Here is a 20,959-nt window from a genome sequence, read left to right as displayed (position 1 = left end):
TTTGGTGTCCGCTTAACGACCGGCAATCGGTTGCAAGAGTTGCGTCCCGACGAGAAAACCTGTATCCTCGAACGCGAAATAGAAGACGCACTGCCTCGAACTGAGGACAGATTTCCATCGATCCATTCCCAAGTCCGCCAATATTCCTTAGCCCCTACAGCGAGCCACTCTGGCAGTGGCCCTACTTGCCCAACGTATGGTTTGAGTCAGGGGACGTCCGCAACGAGCCGAACCTCAAAAGCTAGGAACAACGATGTCGTCACCGTTGACCGACGAAGCTCCCGCGATGCTTTCCGACTGCGAAACAGAACCTCCTCCGCAAAAGGCCGGCAAGTTGAAGATTTCATTAATCAGCCTGCACGGGTTGATTCGCGCACACGATCCCGAGTTGGGTCGCGATGCCGACACCGGCGGGCAGATCAAGTACGTGTTGGAGCTGGCCCGCGAGCTTGCGGCCCGTTCCGAAGTCCGCGAAGTCGAACTCCTCACTCGACAGATCGTCGACCCCAAGGTGAGCGATGACTACGCGAAGGTGGAAGAGTCCATCGCGGAGAACGCCAAGATCGTGCGGATCCCGTTCGGTCCGAAGCGCTACTTGCGCAAGGAGGCCCTTTGGCCGTACTTGGAGTTCTTCATTGATCAAACCCTTCCCCACTTTCGTCGCACCGGGCTGCCCGACATCATCCATGCCCACTACGCCGACGCGGGCTATGCCGGGTCACAACTCGCCAGGCTCCTGCACATTCCGTTCGTATTTACGGGACATTCCCTGGGTCGCGTCAAGCGGCAGCGTATGACGGTCGGCAAGGCGAACCCGCAGACGCTCGAACGCAAGTACAAGTTCACGCAGCGTATCGAAGCGGAGGAGATCGCGCTCGAGACGGCCTCGATGGTGGTGACGAGCACCAATCAAGAGGTCGAACAGCAATACGAGCTTTACGACCACTACGTCCCTTCGCGGATGGAGGTGATCCCGCCAGGCGTCGATCTTTCGTCCTTCTCGCCCGTCGTCGAGGGCTGGCAGCGGCCGCGGATCGCCGACGATCTCGATCGATTCCTTCGCGATCCCTCCAAACCGATGATCCTCGCGATGGCCCGTCCGGACGAGCGCAAGAACCTCGCGACGCTGGTTCGCGTCTTCGGGGAGTCGGAGGAACTGCAGGAGCAGGCGAACCTTGTCTTGGTGATGGGTACGCGAGACGATCTCAACCAGCTTCCCAGGGAGCAGCACTCGGTCATCAACGGCGTGCTGCACCTCATCGACCGCTACGACTTGTACGGCCGCGTCGCCTATCCGAAGAGTCACTCGCCCGACGACGTGCCGGAGCTCTACCGGCTTGTCGCGTCTCGGCGAGGCGTTTTCATCAATCCGGCCCTGACCGAGCCGTTCGGGTTGACGTTATTGGAGGCTGGTGCTTCGGGCCTGCCGATTGTCGCGACCAACGACGGCGGCCCACGGGACATCATCGCGAACTGTCGCAATGGGATTCTCGTCGATCCGATGGATGATGAAGCGATCAAACGGGCGCTGCTTCGCGCGTTGACGGAACCGGAACAGTGGGATGAGTGGTCCGCCAACGGTATCAGTGGCACCCGCGAGCACTATTCGTGGACCAAGCACGCGAAACGCTACTTGCGCGATATCAACGATATCTTCGAGCATGCTCCCGCTCCGACGTTGTCCCAGAAGCAGTCGTCGCGGCGCCTGCCGGAGTTCGATCGACTGATCATCACCGATCTGGACAACACGCTTACCGGGGACGACGCTTCGCTCGCCGAGTTCAACGAGTTGATTCGGGACAACGAGCACGTTGGTTTCGGCGTCTCGACCGGGCGGACGTTGCAAAGCGCCATGGGGTTGATCGAGGAACTGGGGCTTCCGCAACCCGATCTCGTCGACACGGGAGCGGGAACGGAACTGCACTACGGGGAAAGGCTGACGCCCGATCTGAGTTGGCGCAAGGACATCGGCTACGCTTGGAAGCGAAGTGAAATCGAACGGGTGCTCGACGAGCTTCCGGGGTTCTACCGGCAACCCGACGAGCATCAGTCGGAGTTCAAGGTCAGCTACGAGATCGACGTCAAGAAGTCTCCCAAGACGACGGCGATCAAGAAGATCCTTCGGGAAGCGGGCTTGCGGGCGAAGGTGGTGTTGTCGTTGGGAATGTATCTCGACGTCATCCCGGTCCGAGGCGGGAGTGACATGTCGATGCGTCACGTCCTCTGGAAGTGGGGGTTCGCTCCGGAGCATGTCTTGGTGGCGGGCGATTCCGGCAACGACGCGGGGATGCTTCTCGGCCGAACCCTCGGCGTCGTGGTGGGCAATCACAGCGCGGAACTGAACCGCTTGCGAAACTTGCCTAGAATTTATTTCGCCCACAAAGCGCATGCCGCTGGCATTCTTGAGGGCATCGAATACTACAACTTTCTCGGAAAAATCGTGATTCCCAATGATCGTATCGAATGAGCCCCGCAGCCGATGATCTCGACTACAAGGCCGATCTGACCCTAAAGCGACTCCAGCCGAGGCTCGACGACGTCTGGCTGGAGAGTCAAGTTGATGACGCGAAGCGCCACGAGTTCGACCTTCGACTCGCCGAGTACTGGCGTCCGCTGTTTCGACTGCTGTTTCACCTGTACGGATCGTGCTACGACTTCATCTACCATCTCGAGCGGGTGTTGATGACCGCTGCGCGATCCTGGTCGGAGCGATCCGACGACCTTTGCGTTCTCGATCACCACCGGATCAATGAGCCCGATTGGTTTCTTTCCGAGAAGCTCGTCGGCGGCGCCCTCTATGTCGATCTCTTCAGCGAGAACCTGAGCAAGCTCCGCGATCACGTCGGCTACTTCAAGGATCTTGGGCTCAGCTACCTGCACCTGATGCCCCTTTTCGCCGTTCGCCCGGGAGACAACGACGGCGGCTACGCCATTAGCAACTACCGTTCGGTCGATCCTCGGTTGGGGACGATCGACGATCTCCGGTTGTTTGCGAAGGAACTGCGCGAGGCGGGTATCTCCCTGGTCCTCGACTTCGTCTTCAACCACACGTCCGATGATCACGAATGGGCGATGCAGGCCCAGTCGGGAATCCCCGAGTTCCAAGACTACTACTACATCTTCCCGGACCGTCAGGAGCCCGAGGAATACGAGCGGACGCTGCGCGAGATCTTTCCGACCGTTCGCCAGGGGAACTTCACCTGGCACGACGGCATGCACCGCTGGGTGTGGACGACCTTCAACAGCTTTCAGTGGGACCTCAATTACAGCAATCCCGCCGTCTTCCACGCCATGCTTGAGGAGATGCTCTTCATCGCGAATACGGGGGTCGACGTTCTTCGGTTGGATGCGGTCGCCTTCATCTGGAAGCGGAAGGGCACCAATTGCGAAAACTTGCCCGAGGCACACACGCTGATTCAAGCCTTCAACCTCATGGCGCGACTCGCGGCGCCGGGGCTGATCTTCAAGTCCGAAGCGATCGTCCATCCCGACGAGGTCGTCAAGTATATCGGTTCCCACGAATGCCAGATCTCCTACAACCCGACGCTGATGGCGCTACTGTGGGAGTCGCTGGCGACGCGTAGCGTGAGGCTGCTTGTCCAGACGCTCGGCCATCGTTATCGGTTGCCCGAGAACACCTCCTGGGTGAATTACCTCCGCTGCCACGACGACATTGGGTGGACATTCGACGACGCCGACGCCCACGCCATCGGAATCAACGCCTACGATCACCGGCAGTTCCTCAACCAGTTCTACACCGGCCAGTTCGCCGGATCGTTCGCTCGTGGAGTCCCGTTTCAGGAGAACGCCGTCACCGGCGATATGCGCATCTCCGGGACGATGGCGTCTCTCGCGGGGCTCGAGCAAGCGATCGAGGAGGAGGACGAGGAGAAGAAGGAATTCGCGATTCGCCGGATGATGCTCCTGCACGGCATCACCCTGAGCATTGGCGGAATTCCGCTCCTCTACCTAGGCGAAGAGTGGGGAATGCTCAACGACTACGACTTCGTCAAGGATCCCGCGAAAGCGGGTGACTCTCGGTGGATTCATCGACCCAAGATGAAGTGGGAGTTTCTCGAGGAACTCGACGACACCATCGGCGCCGAACACGGTTCCATTCGCCGACGCATCTACCGTTCAACGCAGAAGCTCATCAGTTTGCGAAAGACACTCCCCGCCCTGGCGGGCCAGAAGATGGAGTTGCTGGCGACCGCGAACCGACAATTGCTCGGCTACGTGCGGATTTGGGAGGGGCATCGCTTGATCGTCCTCGCCAACTTCTCCGAGACGCCCCAACAAGTCGACGGCAACCGCCTGCGGACCGTCGGCCTGGGCCGCTTTTTCGTCGATGTGATCCAGGGGAAGACTCACGCGACTTCGGAACCGGTCCAACTCGAACCCTACCAAATCCTCTGGCTCAACCGAAGCTGACCCGAGCCGACACCGACCCACCCGATGCGGAGCGCCGCAAGATGATGCGACCAACCACGCGCGTTCTGGCTACCGACTTGGACGGGACCTTCATCCCGCTCGAGGGAGTCGCTGGCAATCGCGAAGACCTGCGCCAGCTCGAGCGGCAACTCGTCGCCAACGACGTCACGTTGGTCTTCGTGACGGGTCGGCACCTCGAATCGGTCCTCGACGCCATCGGCCAGCACCAACTCCCTTCGCCCGAGTGGATCATCTGCGATGTCGGCTCGTCGATCTACAAACGCGAGCCGGGAGGCTACGGGCAGGTCGATGCGTACCAAGAACACGAAGCCGAGCTGGTCGCCACGATGCCGATCGCGAGCCTTCGGGAACAGTTGAACGACATCGATGGCCTCCGGTTGCAAGAGGAGGAGAAGCAGGGGCGATTCAAACTGAGCTACTACGTCGACGCAGGTCGTCTCGCAGCGTTGACCGATCGGATTCAGGCACGTCTTGGCGAGACGAGCGCCCCCTATTCGATCATCGCCAGCGTCGATCCGTTCAATGGGGATGGCCTGATCGACCTTCTTCCCGCCCGGGTCTCGAAGGCCCACGCCTTGTCGTGGTGGGTCGCGTTCAACGGATGGGATCCGGAGTCGATTGTCTTCTCCGGCGATTCGGGCAATGATCTGGCGGCCCTGACCGCGGGCTTTCGCGCGATCCTGGTCGGGAACGCCGATCGGTCGCTCGCCCGGCGGGTGTACGACGCCCATCGTGATGCGGGATGGAACCACCGTCTCTACCTGGCAAAGGCACTCGCGACCAGCGGTGTCTTGGAGGGCTGCCGTTGGTTTGGTCTCGCCGAGGGAGTTCACGACGCGGGTCTCCATCGCTTTGGAGCGACCCCGGTCGGGTGCGACAGGACGGGGTTTCGCGTATGGGCTCCCGGTTGCGAGAGCATCGAGGTCGAATTGCTCGACGAGTCCCCTTCGGGACATCGCCGCGTCCCGCTCGCGCGGAGTGACGATGGCTTCTTCCGCGGGTGCTTGGATGGGGTCGCGCCCGGAAGCCGCTATTTCTACCGGCTCGATGGAAGCACCTCTCGTCCCGATCCCGCGGCGCACTTCCAGCCCGAAGGGGTACACGGGCCCTCCATGGTGATCGATCACGAGTCGTTTCCGTGGAGTGATGGCGACTGGAAGGGAATCGCCAAACGAAACTTGGTGATCTACGAACTGCATGTTGGTGCGTTTACTGAGGAAGGGACCTTTCTCGCCGCCGGAGAGCGACTCGCCGAGCTCAAGGAGTTGGGCGTTAACGCGATCGAGATTATGCCGGTCGCGCAAGCGCCGGGTCGCTGGAACTGGGGGTATGATGGGGTTGATCTCTTTGCCGTTTGCAATACCTACGGCGGCGTCGACCAGTTCAAGGGCTTTGTCGACGCGTGTCATCGCGAGGGGTTCGCCGTCATTCTCGACGTGGTCTACAACCATGTCGGTCCCGAAGGAAACTACCTGTCTGAGTTCGGTCCCTACATCTCCGAGCGACATCACTCGCCATGGGGAGGTGCTCCCAACTTCGACGGTCCCCATTGCGAGACGGTGCGAGCGTTCGTGCTCGAGAACGTGCTCTATTGGCTCGACGCGTTTCACCTCGATGGGTTGCGACTTGACGCGGTTCACTACATCGAGGACGAACGGCAGCCCTCGATCCTCGACGAGATTAGCCGTGTCGTCGCCGACTACGCCGACACGGTCCCACGTCAGTTGCACCTGATTGCCGAGACCAACGTCTACGATCCCCACTTGGTGTCGTCGACGGAGCGGCGCCGCGCCTACGACGCTCTTTGGGGTGACTGCATGTTGCACGCGATCTACTCGTTGGCGCGTCCCGAAGTCCAGTTGACAAATCGCCGCTACCGTGGAGCTTCGGACGTGGTGGAGGCGCTTCGCTACGGCTACGTGTTTCGGGGAATCGACACCGTCCATCGCCCGTGGAGACACGATGATCCCTCTTTGGGCGTGGAGAAGGAAGTCGGTGACGTCAGCTCGCTGGTGATCTCGCTCCAAACTCACGACTCGGTCGGAAATCATCCGAGCGGCAGCCGACTCCATCAGTTGACCTCGACCGACTTTCAACGCGCCGCGGCGACGTTGACGCTACTCTATCCCAGCATTCCCATGCTCTTCATGGGGGAAGAGACCTCGGCCGAAGCGCCCTTCCCGTTCTTCGCCGACTTTGGCGACAAGTCGATTCGCGACGCTGTCGACGAGGGCCGCGCGAGGGAGTACCCGCCCCCACAGCGCGACGACTTTCTCGCTCCCTCCTCTCCGGAGGCGTTCGAGCGGGCCAAGTTGAGTCAGGCGGTCGACCGAGACGACACGACCAGGCGATGGTATCAGTCGCTGTTGACGCTTCGTCGTCTGGGAGTCGCTCAAGGTTGGTTGGCGGCGGACCGACTTGAGGTCCGGGGTGATCACTCGGACGGCCTCTTCGGCTTCGCGTATACCTGCGCGGAAGGTGGTTCCGTCGTGGTCGTGTCTCGGTTGACGGCTCCGTCGCAGTCGAGCGCGCCGGTGATCACCATCGATCGCGAGGGGGAGATCGTGCTGGCGACCGCCGGCGTCGATGCGGCCGGTGATGCTCGATTGTCACTAGGGCCCAACCAGGCGGTGGTGATGTCAACCTCTTCCGCGTTGGAACTCTGACGCCGAGACTCTCCAACGATGAGATCAACGGGCTGTTAAGCGAGGATGTCGCGAACGACCCGTCCGTGAACGTCGGTCAGCCGATAGTCGCGCCCGCTGTAGCGATAGGTCAACTGCTCGTGGTCGAGGCCCAAGAGGTGAAGCACGGTCGCGTGCAGGTCGTGAACGTGCACGCGTTTCTCGACGGCGCTCAGGCCGAACTCGTCGGTCGCCCCATAGCTGAAGCCTCCCTTGACGGCCCCGCCGGCGAGCCAGACCGTAAAGCCGTAGTGGTCGTGGTCGCGTCCGTTCTTTTGTTCGGAGGTGGGCGCTCGACCGAACTCGCCACCCCACATGACGAGCGTTTCGTCCCAGAGGCCGCGAGCCTTGAGGTCGACCAGCAACGCCGCGATGCCTTGGTCGCATGCCTGGGCGAGCTTGGTGTGCCCACCCTTGATGTCGTGGTGCCCCGTGTCCCAGGCGATGTCGTAACCATCGATCGAATGCGAAAGCTGGACCATTCGCACGCCTCGCTCAATCAAGCGCCTCGCGAGCAGGCACCCCTTGGCGTACTCGGTGTCGCCGTAGAGTTCGCGCGTCGCCTGCGACTCACGCGAGACGTCGAAGGCGTCCGGCACGGCGAACTGCATGCGAAACGCCATCTCCATCGTTTGAATGCTCGCTTCGAGCTGTTGGTCCTGTTCGAGTCGTTCGAGCTGCATCCGATTGAGCTTCGTGAGTAGATCGACCTGCCGTCGCTGCTCCGTCCGGCCGAGGTCCCGGTTGACGAGATTGGATAGGACGGCGTCGGGCTTCATCTCGTGGACGTTGACGTAGGTGCCGGCAAAGGCGCCGGGAAGGAACGAATTGCTCCAATTGGCGAGTTTCCCACGCGGCTGGGCTCGGGGGCTCATCGCGACGAAGCCCGGCAGGTTGTCGTTCTCCGTGCCCAGTCCATAGACGAGCCACGAACCGAGGCTCGGTCGCGTCGGCTGTAGATGCCCGGCGTTCATCATCAAGATGGCCCCGGCATGTTCGGGAATGTCCGTATGCATCGAGTGAATGAAGCAGATGTCGTCGACGCACTTGGCAACGTTGGGGAAGATCTCGCTGACCCACTTGCCACACTCGCCGTGGCGAATGAAGGCGAAGGGGGACGGCATCAAGCCGTTCTTCGTGTTTCGCAGCGACCGGCGATCGACAATCTTCGGCCGTTCACCGGCATGTTTGGCGATCATGGGCTTGTGGTCAAAGGTGTCGACGTGTGATGGGCCGCCCGGCATGAAGAGTTGAATAACGTGCTTCACCTTCGAGGGAAAGTGTGGCTTCTTCGGCGCCAGTGGCGATGCCGTCTCGGCTTGAGCGTGGCTGAGGAGTCCGGCATTCGCCAAGACGTTCGCGAGGCCGAGCGAGCCGAAGCCGGCGCCGAGCTGGTGCAGCATCTGCCGTCTGGTCGGACGCATGGTGGGTCGCCGGTGATTCATGACATTGGACCTTCACTTCATGGCGATCGTGTTACGTGAGAGTCGGATGGAGTGAGTCCGCCGCGAACCCACTCACGACGGCTCAGCGAACATGGAGAAACTCGTTCGCGCTCAACAGTACCTGTGCGTAGCGAACCCACCGCTGGTGTGTCGCGTCGTGGTCGGAAGAAGCAGCGTTATCCAAATAGCGTCGCGCCACCTCGATCTCCGTTGTCGTTGGCGGCCGTCCGTAGAGCAACGAGTAAGCACGCGCGATGCGTTCGTCGTCGCCGGAGATGCCTTCGTGTTGCAACCGGTCGACCAGAGCCGTTGCTCGCTCACGCATGAACGCGCTGTTGAGGAAGAAGAGGAACTGCTGCGGTACGGTGCTGCTTGGGCGTTCGGCGATCGTTTCCCGCGGCGCCGGTAGGTCGAAGAGGCGGAGAAAACGATCCGCTTCGAGACGATCCCCGTTTCGGCTGATCGACGAGTACAGGGTTCGTCGGCGACTCTTCGAAAACTTCGCGTCCGATGGTCCTCCAACGCTCGTGTCGAGTTCTCCCGTGACGTGAAGCAACGCGTCTCGGAGAGATTCCGCGTCGAGTCGTCGAGGGTTCATTCGCCAAACGAGTTCGTTTTCACCATCGGTCGCGAACGCACGACGATCGAAGGCGGCCGACTGACGGTAGGTCGACGAAAGGAGAATGGTTCGATGCAGATGCTTGATCGACCAGCCGTGATCCATGAAGTCCGCCGCCAACCAGTCGAGCAGTTCCGGGTGAGTGGGGGGACTGCCCAACGCGCCGAAGTTGCTCGGCGTGCGTACGAGCCCCTTGCCAAAATGCCACTGCCAGACGCGATTGACGAAGACGCGAGCGGTCAGCGGGTTGCCACGATCAACCAAGGCGTCGGCCAACTCGCGGCGTCCACTGCCGCTTTGGAAGGGAGGCGTTTCCGTTGGGGATAGAACCGTCAGGAATCGTCGCGCGACCGGCGCTCCGGGGCGGAGCAAGTTCCCTCGAATTGCTAGAGGCATGTCACGGCTGCCCGTGTCGGTCAAGATGTGAGCGAATGGATACTTTGCGGGAAGCGACGCTCGCAGCTTGTCGAGCTCCCCCCGCCAATTCGCTATCGCTTCCGATTCCTCCGCGTTTGGCTTTCGCTTCTCCTTGGCCAGCCGTTTCGTTTCTTCGCGAAGGCGCTGGTCAAGTTCGCGGATTCGCTTCTGGTGGTCGTTGTAGGCGTCCACCACGGAAGCCGGCACCAGCGGGAACTCCCGGACCGCCGTGTTCTCGAAAATGCCGGCCAAGGCGTAGTAGTCGGTCTGCGGGATAGGATCGAACTTGTGATCGTGACAGCGCGAACAAGCCACCGTCAATCCGAGGAGGCCGCGCGAGAGGGTGTCGACGCGGTCGTTGAGTGTCTCCGCCTTCGCCAGAGCGACACCGTCGGGGTCTCCTCCGTCGGAACGATAGGTCGGACCGAGCGCGAAGAACCCCGAGCCAAGAAAGGCCTCCGCCGCATCGAGGAGGTCGCCGGCGACCTGTTGCCTCAGAAACGCGTCATAGGGGAGATCGCGGTTCAATGAGCGAACCACCCAATCGCGATAGCGCCACGCGTTGGGAAGAGGCTGCGAGTCCTGAAACCCACCATAACCCTCGCTGTAGCGGGCGACATCCAGCCAGTGACGTCCCCATCGCTCCCCATAACGCGGAGAGTCGAGCAAGCGGCCGATCAGTCGCTCATAGGCGTCGGGATCGTTGTCGGCGAGAAACCGCTCAATCTCCTCGGGCGTGGGGGGAATGCCAAGAAGATCGAAGGAGAGCCGACGGAGGAGGGTTCGTCGATCGGCCTCTTTCGATGGCGTCAGCGTCGCCCCTTCAAGCCGCGCGAGGACGAAGGCGTCGATCGCGTTGCGGCACCAGGAGTGATCCTCGACCGTGGGAGGGACCGGCCGTTTGACCGGCTTGAACGCCCAATGCTCGCGAGCCTTCTGCCAGTCGTAGGCTGGTTTCCTCGTCGCCTTGCGGCTGGGCGTCTCTTCTCCTGGCCAGGGCGCCCCTATCTCCACCCAGCGTGTTAGGGCCGCGATCTCCTTGGGCTTGAGCTTGCCGTCGGGTGGCATCTCCCAAGACTCCCACCGGATGGCGTCGAGGAGAAGGGACTCTCCCGGTTTGCCGGGAACCACGCTCGGGCCGCTGTCGCCCCCTTCGAGCATCCCGGAGCGACTGTCGAGACGCAAGCTCGCTTGTAGCGTCTTCGATTGACCGCTGTGGCACTCGAAACAGTGCTTCGCCAAGAGTGGGCGAACACTCGTTTCGAAGAATTCCATCGCATTGGCCATTGGTTCCGATGCCGCGAACGCCGGGCGAGATGTTGGGGGAAGGAGAATCGTCAGGGCGAGGGACGCGATCGCGGCGAACGGAAGGGCGAATCCGTTGGGCGTCGCGATGGGTGGGCGAGAATCGAGGCGTGATGGGTTCATGACAGGAACTGATGCTCCGCTTTCGAGGCCGCCTGGTTGACCACTTCTCCCAGCCGTTCGAACGCCGACTCAGGCAGCCGTGACGACGGGCCCGCGATCGTCAAGCCGCCGACAGCGTAGCCATCGCGGCCGCGGATTGCCGCCGCGACGCAGTGAATCCCCTCCAGACCTTCCGCGCGATCGAGAGCGTAGCCCGTTTGGATGATCTGCTCGATCTCCTCGCGAAAAGCGCGACGCGAGGTGATGGTGTTGGGCGTGAATCGTTTGAAGGGAAGTCGCTCGATGAGCTCCTCGCGCTCGGCCGGGGGCAGATGGGCGATGATCGCTTTGCCGGGCGCACAACTGTAGCTCGGGACGCGTGCTCCCAGATCGACGGTGTACTTGAAGGGATGAAGGGCGACCAACTGCTCGAGGACCACGATGTCGGTTTCGACCAGGCAGCAAAGCTGGGTCGTCTCCCCGGTCGCCTTTCGCAGGCCGCGCATCGCGGGAAGGGCGCTCTCGACCAAGCCGCGATCCCTGCCCAAGGGTTGTCCCAGGAGCAGCAGCTTGTTCGTCAACGAGAACCTCTTCGAGGCCGGGTCACGCCGGAGATAACCCATTTCGGTCAACGCGCCGGTGATGCGGAACGCCGACGCCGTCGGAATGCCCAACCGTTCACTTAACTCGGCGATCGTCGCCGAACCCTCTTGCGAGGCGAGGAACTCGAGCACGGCCATTCCTCGCTGAAGATTCGGGACCGAGAATGTCTGCTTCGTGGTCAAGGAGGAGGGCTCCCAGGTATTTCGTATGGGAAATCAATTTCATATACGGATACCCGCTGGAGCGTGGGGGTGTCAAGTCGCTGGCCATAAAATCTCCGATCTCGCCTCAATCAGGCCGATCACCGTCCGATCGGACACCGAATGACGCGTCCATCGTCGTAGGCCGACAAATTGGTCGGATCGACCTTCGCTTCCCGGCGCGTATCGTGCATTTTATATTGCAGGTGATGGGTGCGATGTGAATAATGGGCTCAATTGTGCGCTGCTACATGCATTCGGCCGAGGTAGATCGCTTGCCGTCGGATAAGCCCGGAGTCACTCCCGATGACTGGGCGTTGTCCGACGACGTCGGCATCTGTGTCGGCTCGACTGCCGTGGAAAGGACCACGGACCAGGCGGCGTGAGGTGGGCTCGGTCTCCGCGGGCGCCATTGATCGCCATCTTCCCCCGATTCAGACGAAAGACTCACCGCCCATGCTGCCCCTGACTTCGCTCCTCGTTCGTCGTCCCCTCTCCCGGCTCAAGCGGTTCCTCGCGTCCCCTCGTTCTCTAGATCGGCAGTCGCCGCGTCATCTCGAACGGCTCGAGGAGCGCGCGGTGCCGGCGCACGTGACCGTGACGAACTTGACCGACCATGTCGATGGCAACACCGCCAACATCAACGAACTCCTCGCCAGCCCAGGGACGGATGGTTCCATCTCGCTCCGGGAAGCGGTCCTCGCCGCCAATGCCGATGACGCCGCCGACGTGATCGAGTTCGCCGACGGTCTCGAGGGAACGATTCCCTTGAGCAACGGGGAGATCAGGATCACTCGCGATCTCACCATCGCCGGTCCGGGTGCCGACAAACTGACGATTGATGCACAGGACAATTCGCGGATCTTTTCGGTGACTGACCATACCGGCGCCCATCGAATCGTGTCGCTCAGTGACATGACGTTGACGCGAGGCTACGCGGATGGTCCAGACCCGTCTCAGTCATCGGGTGGAGCGATCTACTCACGCGAAAGTCTGACGCTCGACGGCCTGACGATCACGAACAGCAAAGCGACCGGTAGTGGTGGCATCTACTTGTTCAGTGCGGGCACCGTCGAATCGTCGATCATCAGTGCGCGTTCACGGGGTTTGATCGGCGGGCGTGTTGGGTAGGATGTTAGTGCTCGCGTGATGGTACCAGCGAAGGCGGTTCGAGCTGATGCAGCTTGGCCGTGAGCGTTGCAACGGTGGCGTCTTGTGGGTTGCGGTAGGCTTGGGGTGGTTGGCCCTGGTTTGTCGCGAGGCGGAAGTTGCGAGTTCGTTGTGCGGAGAAGGAAGCGTATTGGCGGAAGGTCGTTCATCGGCAAGAGGAGAGCGGGCAGAGCGTTCGGAGATTCTGCCGGGAAGAGGGGATTTCGGAGGCGTCGTTCTACGGCTGGCGGCGTGAGCTACAGCGACGCGATCGACAAGAGAAACGTTCGCCTGCGGTCGGTGGCGGTGGGGCGTGTCCGTCGCCGTTCGTCGCGTTGCGGGTGGTCCCCGAAACGACGAGCGTGATTGAGATCGTTCATCCCCGAGGCTACATCGTGCGGGCGCCGGCCCAAGTCGACTGCGACGCCTTGCGTCAAGTGCTTGCCGCCCTCGATGGGGCCCGGGAGGGCTGAGCATGGGTCGATCTCCCATCAGGTGCGGATCTTCCTGGCTCGGGAACCGGTCGACATGCGCAAGAGCTTTCATGGGCTCGCTCGCCGCAGAAATCGCTGCCAAAGAAGCTCTCAACGCTTACATCTTGGCAGAGAATGATCGGGAACGTACCGCAGCTGCTGTCGCCTTGTGGCTGACCGGACTCGGGTGGGTCGCCGGAGCGGCTGCATATGTCCGAACCGTCGCAATCCAAAGGTCCATGTCTCTTCGCTCGACGATTCCGGATTCATACATTAACAGTAGAAACAATGTCGACATGAGGGGAGCCAACACATCCAATACGAACGCTGCAGGTTACCCAAGAGATCCACGTTACTACTTTCGTCAACTGTATGACAAACACGCTGAGATGTTCAGCAAGAAAACTATGAAGCCGTGTTTGTTGACGATATCGCCCCACGAATTGATGATGTCTGGGGTAACCGTTCACGGATTGGTGACAACGGATGGGCAGGGTTGCGATCGGAAATGAGCGTCGACGGCGTCGGTGAGGTAGGTGAAGAGGTCGCGGGATTGTTGTCGGCAGGTCTCGATGACGGTCAGTGTGGTTTCGACGAAGCGACTGCCGGCGTTGCTCTGAGTGCCGAACGAGAGCTTCCTCCAGATCACGGCGTGACGTAGCGAACGTTCGCTGAGGTTATTGGTCGGGTCGACGCCATCGTGATCGAGAAAGGTCCAGAGCCATTCGCGATGGTCGTAGAGTTCCCGACACATGCCGATCAGTTTCGGGTTTCCGCTAAAGAGACCGCGCAGCAGCAAGTGCTCGATCTCGCGACGAACGGGAGTCAGACGACGTTTGAGTGTTCGGCGTGTGATGGTTCCGTCTCGGCAGCGTGCCCATTCGCGAAAGAGTCTTTTGGTCGGTCGCATCAGATCATGCCCCAGGCGTTTGACTTGACAGTCGCTGCTGTCGATCAAGGCTTGGAAGTCACGCTTGAGATGAGCCCAACACCACTGCAGGCGGCCAAGCTGCCAGTACATCTTGGCTCGGTCACACATCACGACGCCCGAGAAGTTCTCGCCAAGCAGTTCGTTCAGCACGGTAGCCGCCCGCGAGCCACGCATCGTGAAGAGGGTGAAGGTGCTGGCCACGAAGGTCCACAACCATGCCTTCTGACCCGCTTGCTTGGTCGGCGTCTCGTCGGCCCCAAGGACAAGCGAGTCGGTGACGACGGTACTCCGTGATCATCGGCTTGATCTCGGGGAGTTCCCACACTTGATGCCGCAACGGATCGGAGTCCTCTCCCGTCAGCGGTGTGTCGCAACGCCGGCAGGTCTTCGGCAGCAGCGTCACGACTTCCTGGCATTCCTCGGTGGGAACCAAGGAACGTTCGTGTTTCTTATGACCTGGTTGGCCACCGCGCTTCCGCTTCGATCGCGGCGCCTTGCGTGGTGTTTTGGCATGTGGATGCTGACAGCCGGGAGGCAGCGACGAGTTCCGCGGGTTCTTGGGAGGGCCAAGTGCCTCTTCCAATTCCGCGATTCGCAGCAGCAACGACTCGACGAAGGCACGCACCTCCGGCGTCATCTGGGCCGCGAGTTCAGGAGGTATCTTCGACTTCCCTGTCATGAACGAATTCTCTCACGAACTCCCTTTCGTGAAAAGACCAACTCACAGGGTGTGAACGGTTACGATGGAATCTTCTGACGATAGCTCGGCGGACTCACGTTCGCGGGAGGGACGCGACGGCCACCGAGTCGATCGGGAGTCGTTTTGCCGAATTCGGCCCGACGGGAATGGCTCGGTGTGATACCATCGCGTGCGGATCGAATTCACTCCGTTTCGTCGTCCTCGATCACTCCCGGGAGATGCTCGCCGTGTTTCATCGTTCGCTACAGAACCGACTGTTTCTCTTCCTCGCCCTATCCGCGCTATTGTTCCCGTCGCCGCTAGTGAAGGCGGCGTCGCTGGTCGACCCTAGCAAGTCGTCGCTCGACACCAAGAAGAAGATCCGCTGGTACGACGCCCGAGCGCTGGATGTCGAGGGACAAGGATGGAGCGATCTCAAGTCGCCGTATGATCGGCTTCCGGCAAAGGCGGAGTCGAAAGTTCGAGGGTCCGTTTGGAGCTTGAGTCGCCATTCGTCGGGGATCGTGATTCGTTTCGAGACCGATGCGACAACGATCTTGGCCCGATGGAAGCTCACGTCCGACCGGCTCGAGATGCCGCACATGCCCGCGACCGGTGTGAGCGGTCTCGACCTCTACGTGATGACTCCGAAGGGTTGGCGATGGCTGGCGAACGGGAGACCGAAGGGCAAGGAAACGACGGCGACACTTGTCAGCAATCTCCCCAAGGAGAAACGCGCGTACATGCTCTATCTTCCGCTCTACAACGGTGTCGAGTCGTTGGAGATCGGCGTGCCGGAGAACGCTCAAGTCTTCGTCCCCGCTCCCCGTCCGCGGTCGCAGCGCAAACCGATGGTCTTCTACGGTACGTCGATCACCCATGGCGCGTGCGCCACTCGGCCCGGCATGACCCACCCCGCGATTCTCGGTCGTCGTCTCGAACGCCCCATAATCAACCTGGGGTTCTCGGGAAACGGTCGGCTCGAGCCGGAAGTGGCCGAGTTATTGACCGAGATCGATGCATCGGTCTACGTGATTGACTGCCTGCCGAACGTGGTCGCGAAGGATGTCGCGGCTCGGACGGAGCCGTTGGTGAAGATCATTCGGGAGAAGCGTCCCGACACGCCGATCGTTCTCGTCGAGGATCGTTCGTACGCCGACTCGTTTCTTGTTTCCTCGAAACGGACGCGCAATCTCGCGAGCCGAAAGGCGCTGAAAGCCGCCTACGAAGCCTTGAAGAAGGCCGGAGTGAAGAACCTCTATTACATCGAGGGCGAGAATCTGTTGGGCGACGATGGTGAAGGGACCGTGGACAGCTCCCATCCGAACGATCTCGGCTTTGTCCGTCAGGCGGACGCCTTCGAGGAGACGCTTCGACCGGTCTTGGCACCAAAGTCGTAGTTGGCCGCGGAGAATCATCAGCCCGCGAGCCTGAAACTGGGCTCGCGGCGTGTCACAGCGTTTCGCGCCGTCCCTCCTCAACTCCTCAACCATTCCACGTCGGTGATCGGGTGTCGCCGCAACGGCCGCGGCGAGTCGCCTTCGCGCGGAGCGGTGGTTTACGCCCAACCAGGCTGTCTTCTTTCTGTCCACTTGAACGAACGCGGCAATTGTGCTTTCGGGCGATTGGTGCCGAAAACACACTCTTTCGCCGCGCAGTGGCCATCTTTCTGCCCGATTGGCATCCGGGCTGCATTACATCTCAATGTCGAGAACGAGAGGCCACCTGGCGACACCCCCACGACCACAAGCGGTGGTGTTCGCCACGTTCACTGGGAACGCAGGGGAGTGCCTCTCAATGAGATAAGGAAAGGGAGAGAACATGTTGGGTTGGGCACTTACCTTCTTGTTGATCGCGTTGGTTGCCGGCGTTTTGGGTTTTGGAGGCGTCGCGGGCATCTCCGCGAATATCGCGCAAATCTTGTTTGTTGTCTTCCTCGTGCTGTTTGTGGCGTCGCTCATCTTCGGACGCACGCGACGAACGGTCTAATCGGGGTGGCGCGGGGGAGAGTTCTCGTTCTCTCTCGCGCCGGAACGCCGCCTTCGCGTGGCGTTGGAAGTCAACGTGGATTCCGAACGATCGACAACTGCTTGGCCGAAACTGCTCTCACTGGGAGTAGGAGACGCTAGCGCCCGTGGGCGAAGAGAAAGAACGTAGCTTGAACAACCCGTTGATCTATTCGCTGCCGGCTGTGAACGGCTCTTTTGACCAATCTCGGCGTTGAGAAAAGTCGACGAATCGAAGGATTCGCCTGCGCTTCTCCTTGATATTGGCCAACATGGCTCGTTCTCGCCTTGGCTCGCTTCAATCAACGGACTGTTAGTGGCAGCCTTAACGCTGATCAGAACACATTTGGGAGAAGTAAGATGAACTTAGGTAACTATTCGTTGCTGGCGGCGTGGATCGCGTTTGGGACGATGACGCTTGGTTGCGCGGACAACACGCCGACTCACGAGACGACTGCCGAGAACTCCGTCGACAAGGTTAGTGAATCGATCGAGACCGCGTCGGATAACGCGGAAGAGACGAAAGACAAGTTCGTCGCTCACACTCAAGAGAAGCTCGACGAGCTGGAGGAGAACATCGAGTCTCTGCAAGACAAAGCCGCGGACGCGTCCGACGACGCCAAAGATGAGCTGAACGAAGCCGTCAGCTCGTTGAAGGAACAGTACAACGAGAGCAAGGAGCAGCTCGCGAAGATCAAGGACTCGACCGGTGACGCTTGGGAAGAGATGAAGCAGGGTATGAGTTCCGCGTTGGACAAGCTTCACGACTCCTACGAGAACGCGGTCGCCGAACTCAACTAACAGCCGATTGAGCGGACTGTTAGATCTGACACGATTGCCTGAGCCGCACGCCATCAAGGGGTGCGGCTCTTCGCGTTTTTCAGCGGTCGGTCCGAGAGGGCGAGGCTTTCGCTTTGTTGGTCCACACTCTTCTCTCCAACTTGGACTCGTGATCGTGAGTCGGTCCTCGGCGCTTGCCCGCTGGGACCGCCATCTTGGTTTTCACGTCGCGCTTCTTATCAATGCTTCTCGCGACAGCCACGGCGACGACCTGGAGAAGCTTTGATGACGTCGTTCTCTCTCGGATGCCGTGCGATTCACGTCTGGCTGGTCGCTCTCGACCAGTCGTGGGATCGAGGGATCGCGGCACTGTCGGCGGACGAGGCGGTTCGGGCCGAGAAGTACCGATTCGACGCGCCGAGAGAATCGTTCACGAGATGTCGGGTTGCCCTCCGCCATCTCCTTGGCCAGTACTTGTCGGTGTCTCCCTCCGACGTTCGCTTCGAATACGCCGTTTCTCGGAAGCCAGGTCTGACGGGAAACAGTTCCTTGCACTTCAACCTCTCGCACAGTGGCGACTTCGCCTTGATTGCTGTCGCTCGGGTCGCACCGGTTGGTGTTGATATCGAGCGGGTGCGTGCGTTGACGGCGCAAGAGATGTTGGAGAACCGCATCTTCTCCGCGGCGGAACTGGACCAGCTTCGTCGCCTGCCAGAAACCCAGCGTCGCGATGGATTCTTCGCAGGCTGGACGCGTAAAGAGGCCTTGCTGAAGGCGCATGGCGACGGACTGCGGACGCCACTGACAAGCGTTGAAGTCTGTTTGGACCCCAGGCGCGACCCGAAGATCCTTCGGTCCAAGTCGGCGAGCATCCACCCGCGAGAGTGGACGCTTTGGACCCTTGCCGCGCCAGCGGGATACCACGCGTCCTTGGCCGTTCGTTCCAGCGAACCGCAGGTTGACGTGACGCAGGTTGGCGACGATTCCACCTATCGCCACTGCTTTCCCGACGGTCGCTGAGCGGCGATCAGTCAATCGAGCAGACCGTCAAGCGATGCCGGCCGCGCACCGTTGTTTCGACCGATCTCGATGTCGAAGTTGCTTGGCGAGCCCTCGGAGTCACCAACGTCTCTTCTCGTTGGTTCTGGCCGCGGCTCCTGGTTCTCGCCTGGTGGGCATCGATCGAGAAACGGCAAGGCCGGTGTCTGTTTGCTCAGCCGCCCGAGGGTTGAGTGAGAATGCATGTTCCGACGCGCTCGCTAGGTGATCAGGTCCACGTTCTCGTCTCGAACGGCTCCCCGCGAGGAGCGATCGAAGCCACCCTCGTGAGAAAGTCCCACGTTCTTTGCGAAGTCTTCAACATAGCTTCGCTGACCTGAAACATTCGAGGCTATCAAAGTGGGTACTATTGCGTGAGCGTCATCGCGAGCATCTAGAATTTGCTTGATTTCTGGACGAGTATATGCCTGTTCTCCCATCGGCAACGTGCACCTCATCGACGATCGACGAGGTGTTCGGAAGGACGTCGATTCTCACGGCGGTCGATCAGTTCAGACGGCCCGCCGGCATTTATCGGCAGCGAGAAACGGGGCTCATCGGAGCAACGGCGGTCGATGACCTGTCGACCGCATCCCTTCTCGCCAGTGCGGACGAAGGGATCGAGTCGGTCGGCATGCTGCCGGCGTTGTACCCCGAGTGGCTTGGCGATCGAAGCTTCCTCGAGTCCCACGGCGTGCGGTTCCCCTATGTCGCGGGAGCGATGGCCAATGGGATCGCCACCCCGGCGATGGTCATCGCGATGGCACGTGGTGGGATGTTGGGCTTCTATGGAGCCGCGGGGCTTGGCCCGCAACACGTGGAGAAGGGAATCGTCGAGATCAAGAAGGCGCTCGGTGACTCCGGTGGGGCATGGGGCGTCAACCTGATCCACTCTCCCAACGAACCGACACTTGAAGAAGCCAACGTGCGGCTCCTACTTCGGCATGAGGTCAGACGAGTCTCGGCGTCCGCGTTCATGAACTCATCGCCGAACGCGGTCTGGTACGCCTACAGCGGGCTCAGTCGCCGGGCGGACGGAACTATTGAGCGGCCAAACCATCTCTTCGCCAAAGTATCGCGTCCGGAGGTCGCGGAGCGGTTCCTTCGGCCGGCGGATGCGAAGATCGTCGCGGCGTTGGTCGCCGAAGGAAAGCTGACCCGAGAGGAAGCCGACCTGGGCTCGGGACTTCCCGTGGCGGAGGACATCACCGCCGAAGCCGATTCGGGAGGGCACACGGACAATCGTCCGCTGCCCGCCCTACTTTCGACAATCGTCGAGCTTCGCAACCAGATCGTCGAGGAGCTTGGAGACGAATGTCGCGCCCGTGTTGGGGCGGCTGGAGGGCTTGGGACTCCCGCGTCGATCGCGGCCGCATTCGCCCATGGGGCCGACTACGTGCTCACCGGTTCCGTGAACCAGGCGTGCCTCGAGGCAGGTGTCGCCGACGAGGCCAAGCAGATGCTCGCGACCGCGGGACTCGCGGATGTCGTCATGGCGCCCGCCGCGGACATGTTTGAACAAGGCATCAAGCTGCAAGTGCTCCGACGTGGGACGATGTTCGCCGGGCGTGCCCAGCAACTCTACGATTGTTACCGCCGCTATGGCGGAATCGACGCGATCCCCGACGCCGAACGTCGCCGCCTCGAACAACAAGTCTTCCGTCGGCCGATCGACGACGTATGGGCGGAGACGCGAGCCTTCTGGTCCAAACGCGATCCAAGCCAGGTGGAACTCGCCGACCGCGATCCCAAGCACCTTATGGCGCTTGTCTTCCGCTGGTATTTGGGCAAGGCGAGCCGCTGGGCGATTGAAGGCGAGACCGAACGAGCCGTCGACTACCAAGTCTGGTGTGGTCCCGCGATGGGCAGCTTCAATCAATGGGCGAAAGGTTCCTTCCTCGAAGAACCGGCCAACCGGACGGTCGTCCAGGTGGCTCTCAACTTGCTGGAAGGCGCCGCCGCGATCACCCGCGCGCAACAGCTTCGTTCTTACGGGGTCGACGTTCCATCCGTCGGCTTCCGCTACCGTCCCCGACCTCTCCGTCTCAAGTGATGTTCCCCTCCAACGGTGCCGCT

15 protein-coding genes and 1 pseudogene are annotated in these 20,959 nt (G+C 60.9%); 11 read left to right on the top strand and 5 right to left on the bottom strand.

The features are described from left to right. Window positions 1-286 precede the first annotated feature (286 nt). Genes Pan216_RS01020 through Pan216_RS01010 form a run of 3 tightly spaced genes read left to right on the top strand, consistent with a single transcriptional unit; the run spans window position 287 to window position 7,118 of the window. On the top strand, window positions 287-2,467 hold the full coding sequence (locus Pan216_RS01020) for an HAD-IIB family hydrolase (RefSeq protein ID WP_145263522.1): 2,181 nt from the start codon (window positions 287-289) through the stop codon (window positions 2,465-2,467). Next, a complete protein-coding gene (locus Pan216_RS01015) occupies window positions 2,464-4,431 on the top strand; it encodes an alpha-amylase family glycosyl hydrolase (RefSeq protein ID WP_145253556.1) in 1,968 nt (655 codons plus the stop codon). The genes Pan216_RS01020 and Pan216_RS01015 overlap by 4 nt, the downstream gene beginning before the upstream one ends. Window positions 4,432-4,472: 41 nt before the next feature. Further along, a complete protein-coding gene (locus Pan216_RS01010) occupies window positions 4,473-7,118 on the top strand; it encodes an HAD-IIB family hydrolase (protein ID WP_145253553.1) in 2,646 nt (881 codons plus the stop codon). Window positions 7,119-7,153: 35 nt separating this feature from the next. Here the strand turns inward: Pan216_RS01010 and Pan216_RS01005 are convergent, their stop codons facing one another. The 3 genes from Pan216_RS01005 to Pan216_RS00995 all read right to left on the bottom strand — a co-directional run bounded on the left by Pan216_RS01005 (window position 7,154) and on the right by Pan216_RS00995 (window position 11,809). Further along, complete coding sequence (locus Pan216_RS01005; RefSeq protein WP_419193127.1) at window positions 7,154-8,560, bottom strand: DUF1501 domain-containing protein; 1,407 nt, start codon at window positions 8,558-8,560, stop codon at window positions 7,154-7,156. Between the two features lie 103 nt (window positions 8,561-8,663). Beyond that, entirely contained in the window at window positions 8,664-11,045 is a 2,382-nt protein-coding gene (locus Pan216_RS01000; RefSeq protein WP_145253551.1) for a PSD1 and planctomycete cytochrome C domain-containing protein, read from the bottom strand. After that, complete coding sequence (locus Pan216_RS00995) at window positions 11,042-11,809, bottom strand: IclR family transcriptional regulator (protein ID WP_419193126.1); 768 nt, start codon at window positions 11,807-11,809, stop codon at window positions 11,042-11,044. Before Pan216_RS00995 ends, Pan216_RS01000 begins: the two co-directional genes overlap by 4 nt. Window positions 11,810-12,283: 474 nt before the next feature. On the opposite strand from Pan216_RS00995, the gene Pan216_RS00990 reads away from it, so the two are divergent. The 3 genes from Pan216_RS00990 to Pan216_RS27930 all read left to right on the top strand — a co-directional run bounded on the left by Pan216_RS00990 (window position 12,284) and on the right by Pan216_RS27930 (window position 13,961). Then, window positions 12,284-12,958, top strand: a complete 675-nt coding sequence (locus Pan216_RS00990; RefSeq protein ID WP_145253549.1) for a hypothetical protein — start codon at window positions 12,284-12,286, stop codon at window positions 12,956-12,958. A gap of 137 nt (window positions 12,959-13,095) precedes the next feature. Continuing rightward, window positions 13,096-13,449: an IS66 family insertion sequence element accessory protein TnpA gene (tnpA, locus tag Pan216_RS00985; RefSeq protein WP_145253546.1), complete on the top strand. Its 354-nt coding sequence runs from the start codon at window positions 13,096-13,098 to the stop codon at window positions 13,447-13,449. A gap of 2 nt (window positions 13,450-13,451) precedes the next feature. Then, window positions 13,452-13,961, top strand: coding sequence for a hypothetical protein (locus tag Pan216_RS27930; RefSeq protein WP_419193125.1), 510 nt, complete (start codon window positions 13,452-13,454; stop codon window positions 13,959-13,961). Here Pan216_RS27930 and Pan216_RS00980 read toward each other — a convergent pair. Continuing rightward, a pseudogene (locus tag Pan216_RS00980) lies at window positions 13,916-14,599 on the bottom strand (IS66 family transposase); the annotation flags it as partial. The gene Pan216_RS27930 and the pseudogene Pan216_RS00980 sit on opposite strands and share 46 nt — an antisense overlap. After that, window positions 14,481-15,017, bottom strand: a complete 537-nt coding sequence (locus tag Pan216_RS00975) for a DUF6444 domain-containing protein (RefSeq protein ID WP_419193706.1) — start codon at window positions 15,015-15,017, stop codon at window positions 14,481-14,483. The gene Pan216_RS00975 and the pseudogene Pan216_RS00980, both read right to left, overlap by 119 nt. A 290-nt stretch (window positions 15,018-15,307) precedes the next feature. Between Pan216_RS00975 and Pan216_RS00970 the strand changes: the two genes are divergently transcribed. From Pan216_RS00970 to Pan216_RS00950, 5 genes are all read left to right on the top strand, one after another. Continuing rightward, the gene (locus Pan216_RS00970) at window positions 15,308-16,459 is read left to right on the top strand and encodes an SGNH/GDSL hydrolase family protein (protein WP_419193124.1); all 1,152 of its coding nucleotides are present in this window, start codon (window positions 15,308-15,310) and stop codon (window positions 16,457-16,459) included. Between the two features lie 421 nt (window positions 16,460-16,880). Beyond that, window positions 16,881-17,048 (top strand): DUF1328 domain-containing protein, encoded by a 168-nt coding sequence (locus Pan216_RS00965; protein WP_145253534.1) that lies wholly within the window; start codon window positions 16,881-16,883, stop codon window positions 17,046-17,048. 377 nt (window positions 17,049-17,425) lie between these two features. Continuing rightward, window positions 17,426-17,866, top strand: a complete 441-nt coding sequence (locus tag Pan216_RS00960) for a sll1863 family stress response protein (RefSeq protein WP_145253531.1) — start codon at window positions 17,426-17,428, stop codon at window positions 17,864-17,866. A 264-nt stretch (window positions 17,867-18,130) separates the two neighbouring features. Next, window positions 18,131-18,865 (top strand): 4'-phosphopantetheinyl transferase family protein, encoded by a 735-nt coding sequence (locus Pan216_RS00955; RefSeq protein ID WP_145253528.1) that lies wholly within the window; start codon window positions 18,131-18,133, stop codon window positions 18,863-18,865. A 490-nt stretch (window positions 18,866-19,355) separates the two neighbouring features. Further along, window positions 19,356-20,936, top strand: a complete 1,581-nt coding sequence (locus tag Pan216_RS00950) for a PfaD family polyunsaturated fatty acid/polyketide biosynthesis protein (RefSeq protein WP_419193123.1) — start codon at window positions 19,356-19,358, stop codon at window positions 20,934-20,936. The last annotated feature ends 23 nt before the right edge of the window (window positions 20,937-20,959 follow it).

It is taken from the genome of Kolteria novifilia (assembly GCA_007748055.1).
In the GTDB taxonomy this organism is placed as follows: Bacteria; Planctomycetota; Planctomycetia; order Kolteriales; family Kolteriaceae; genus Kolteria; species Kolteria novifilia.
Note: the sequence above shows the minus strand (reverse complement) of the source record. Positions and strands in the feature narration are given on the sequence as shown.

Coding starts and splice junctions, on each gene's coding strand:
- Pan216_RS01020 (WP_145263522.1), top strand. CDS start 287: ATGCTTTCCGACTGCGAAACAGAACCTCCTCCGCAAAAGGCCGGCAAG.
- Pan216_RS01015 (WP_145253556.1), top strand. CDS start 2,464: ATGAGCCCCGCAGCCGATGATCTCGACTACAAGGCCGATCTGACCCTA.
- Pan216_RS01010 (WP_145253553.1), top strand. CDS start 4,473: ATGATGCGACCAACCACGCGCGTTCTGGCTACCGACTTGGACGGGACC.
- Pan216_RS01005 (WP_419193127.1), bottom strand. CDS start 8,560: ATGCGTCCGACCAGACGGCAGATGCTGCACCAGCTCGGCGCCGGCTTC.
- Pan216_RS01000 (WP_145253551.1), bottom strand. CDS start 11,045: ATGAACCCATCACGCCTCGATTCTCGCCCACCCATCGCGACGCCCAAC.
- Pan216_RS00990 (WP_145253549.1), top strand. CDS start 12,284: ATGCTGCCCCTGACTTCGCTCCTCGTTCGTCGTCCCCTCTCCCGGCTC.
- Pan216_RS27930 (WP_419193125.1), top strand. CDS start 13,452: ATGGGTCGATCTCCCATCAGGTGCGGATCTTCCTGGCTCGGGAACCGG.
- Pan216_RS00975 (WP_419193706.1), bottom strand. CDS start 15,017: ATGACGCCGGAGGTGCGTGCCTTCGTCGAGTCGTTGCTGCTGCGAATC.
- Pan216_RS00965 (WP_145253534.1), top strand. CDS start 16,881: ATGTTGGGTTGGGCACTTACCTTCTTGTTGATCGCGTTGGTTGCCGGC.
- Pan216_RS00960 (WP_145253531.1), top strand. CDS start 17,426: ATGAACTTAGGTAACTATTCGTTGCTGGCGGCGTGGATCGCGTTTGGG.
- Pan216_RS00955 (WP_145253528.1), top strand. CDS start 18,131: ATGACGTCGTTCTCTCTCGGATGCCGTGCGATTCACGTCTGGCTGGTC.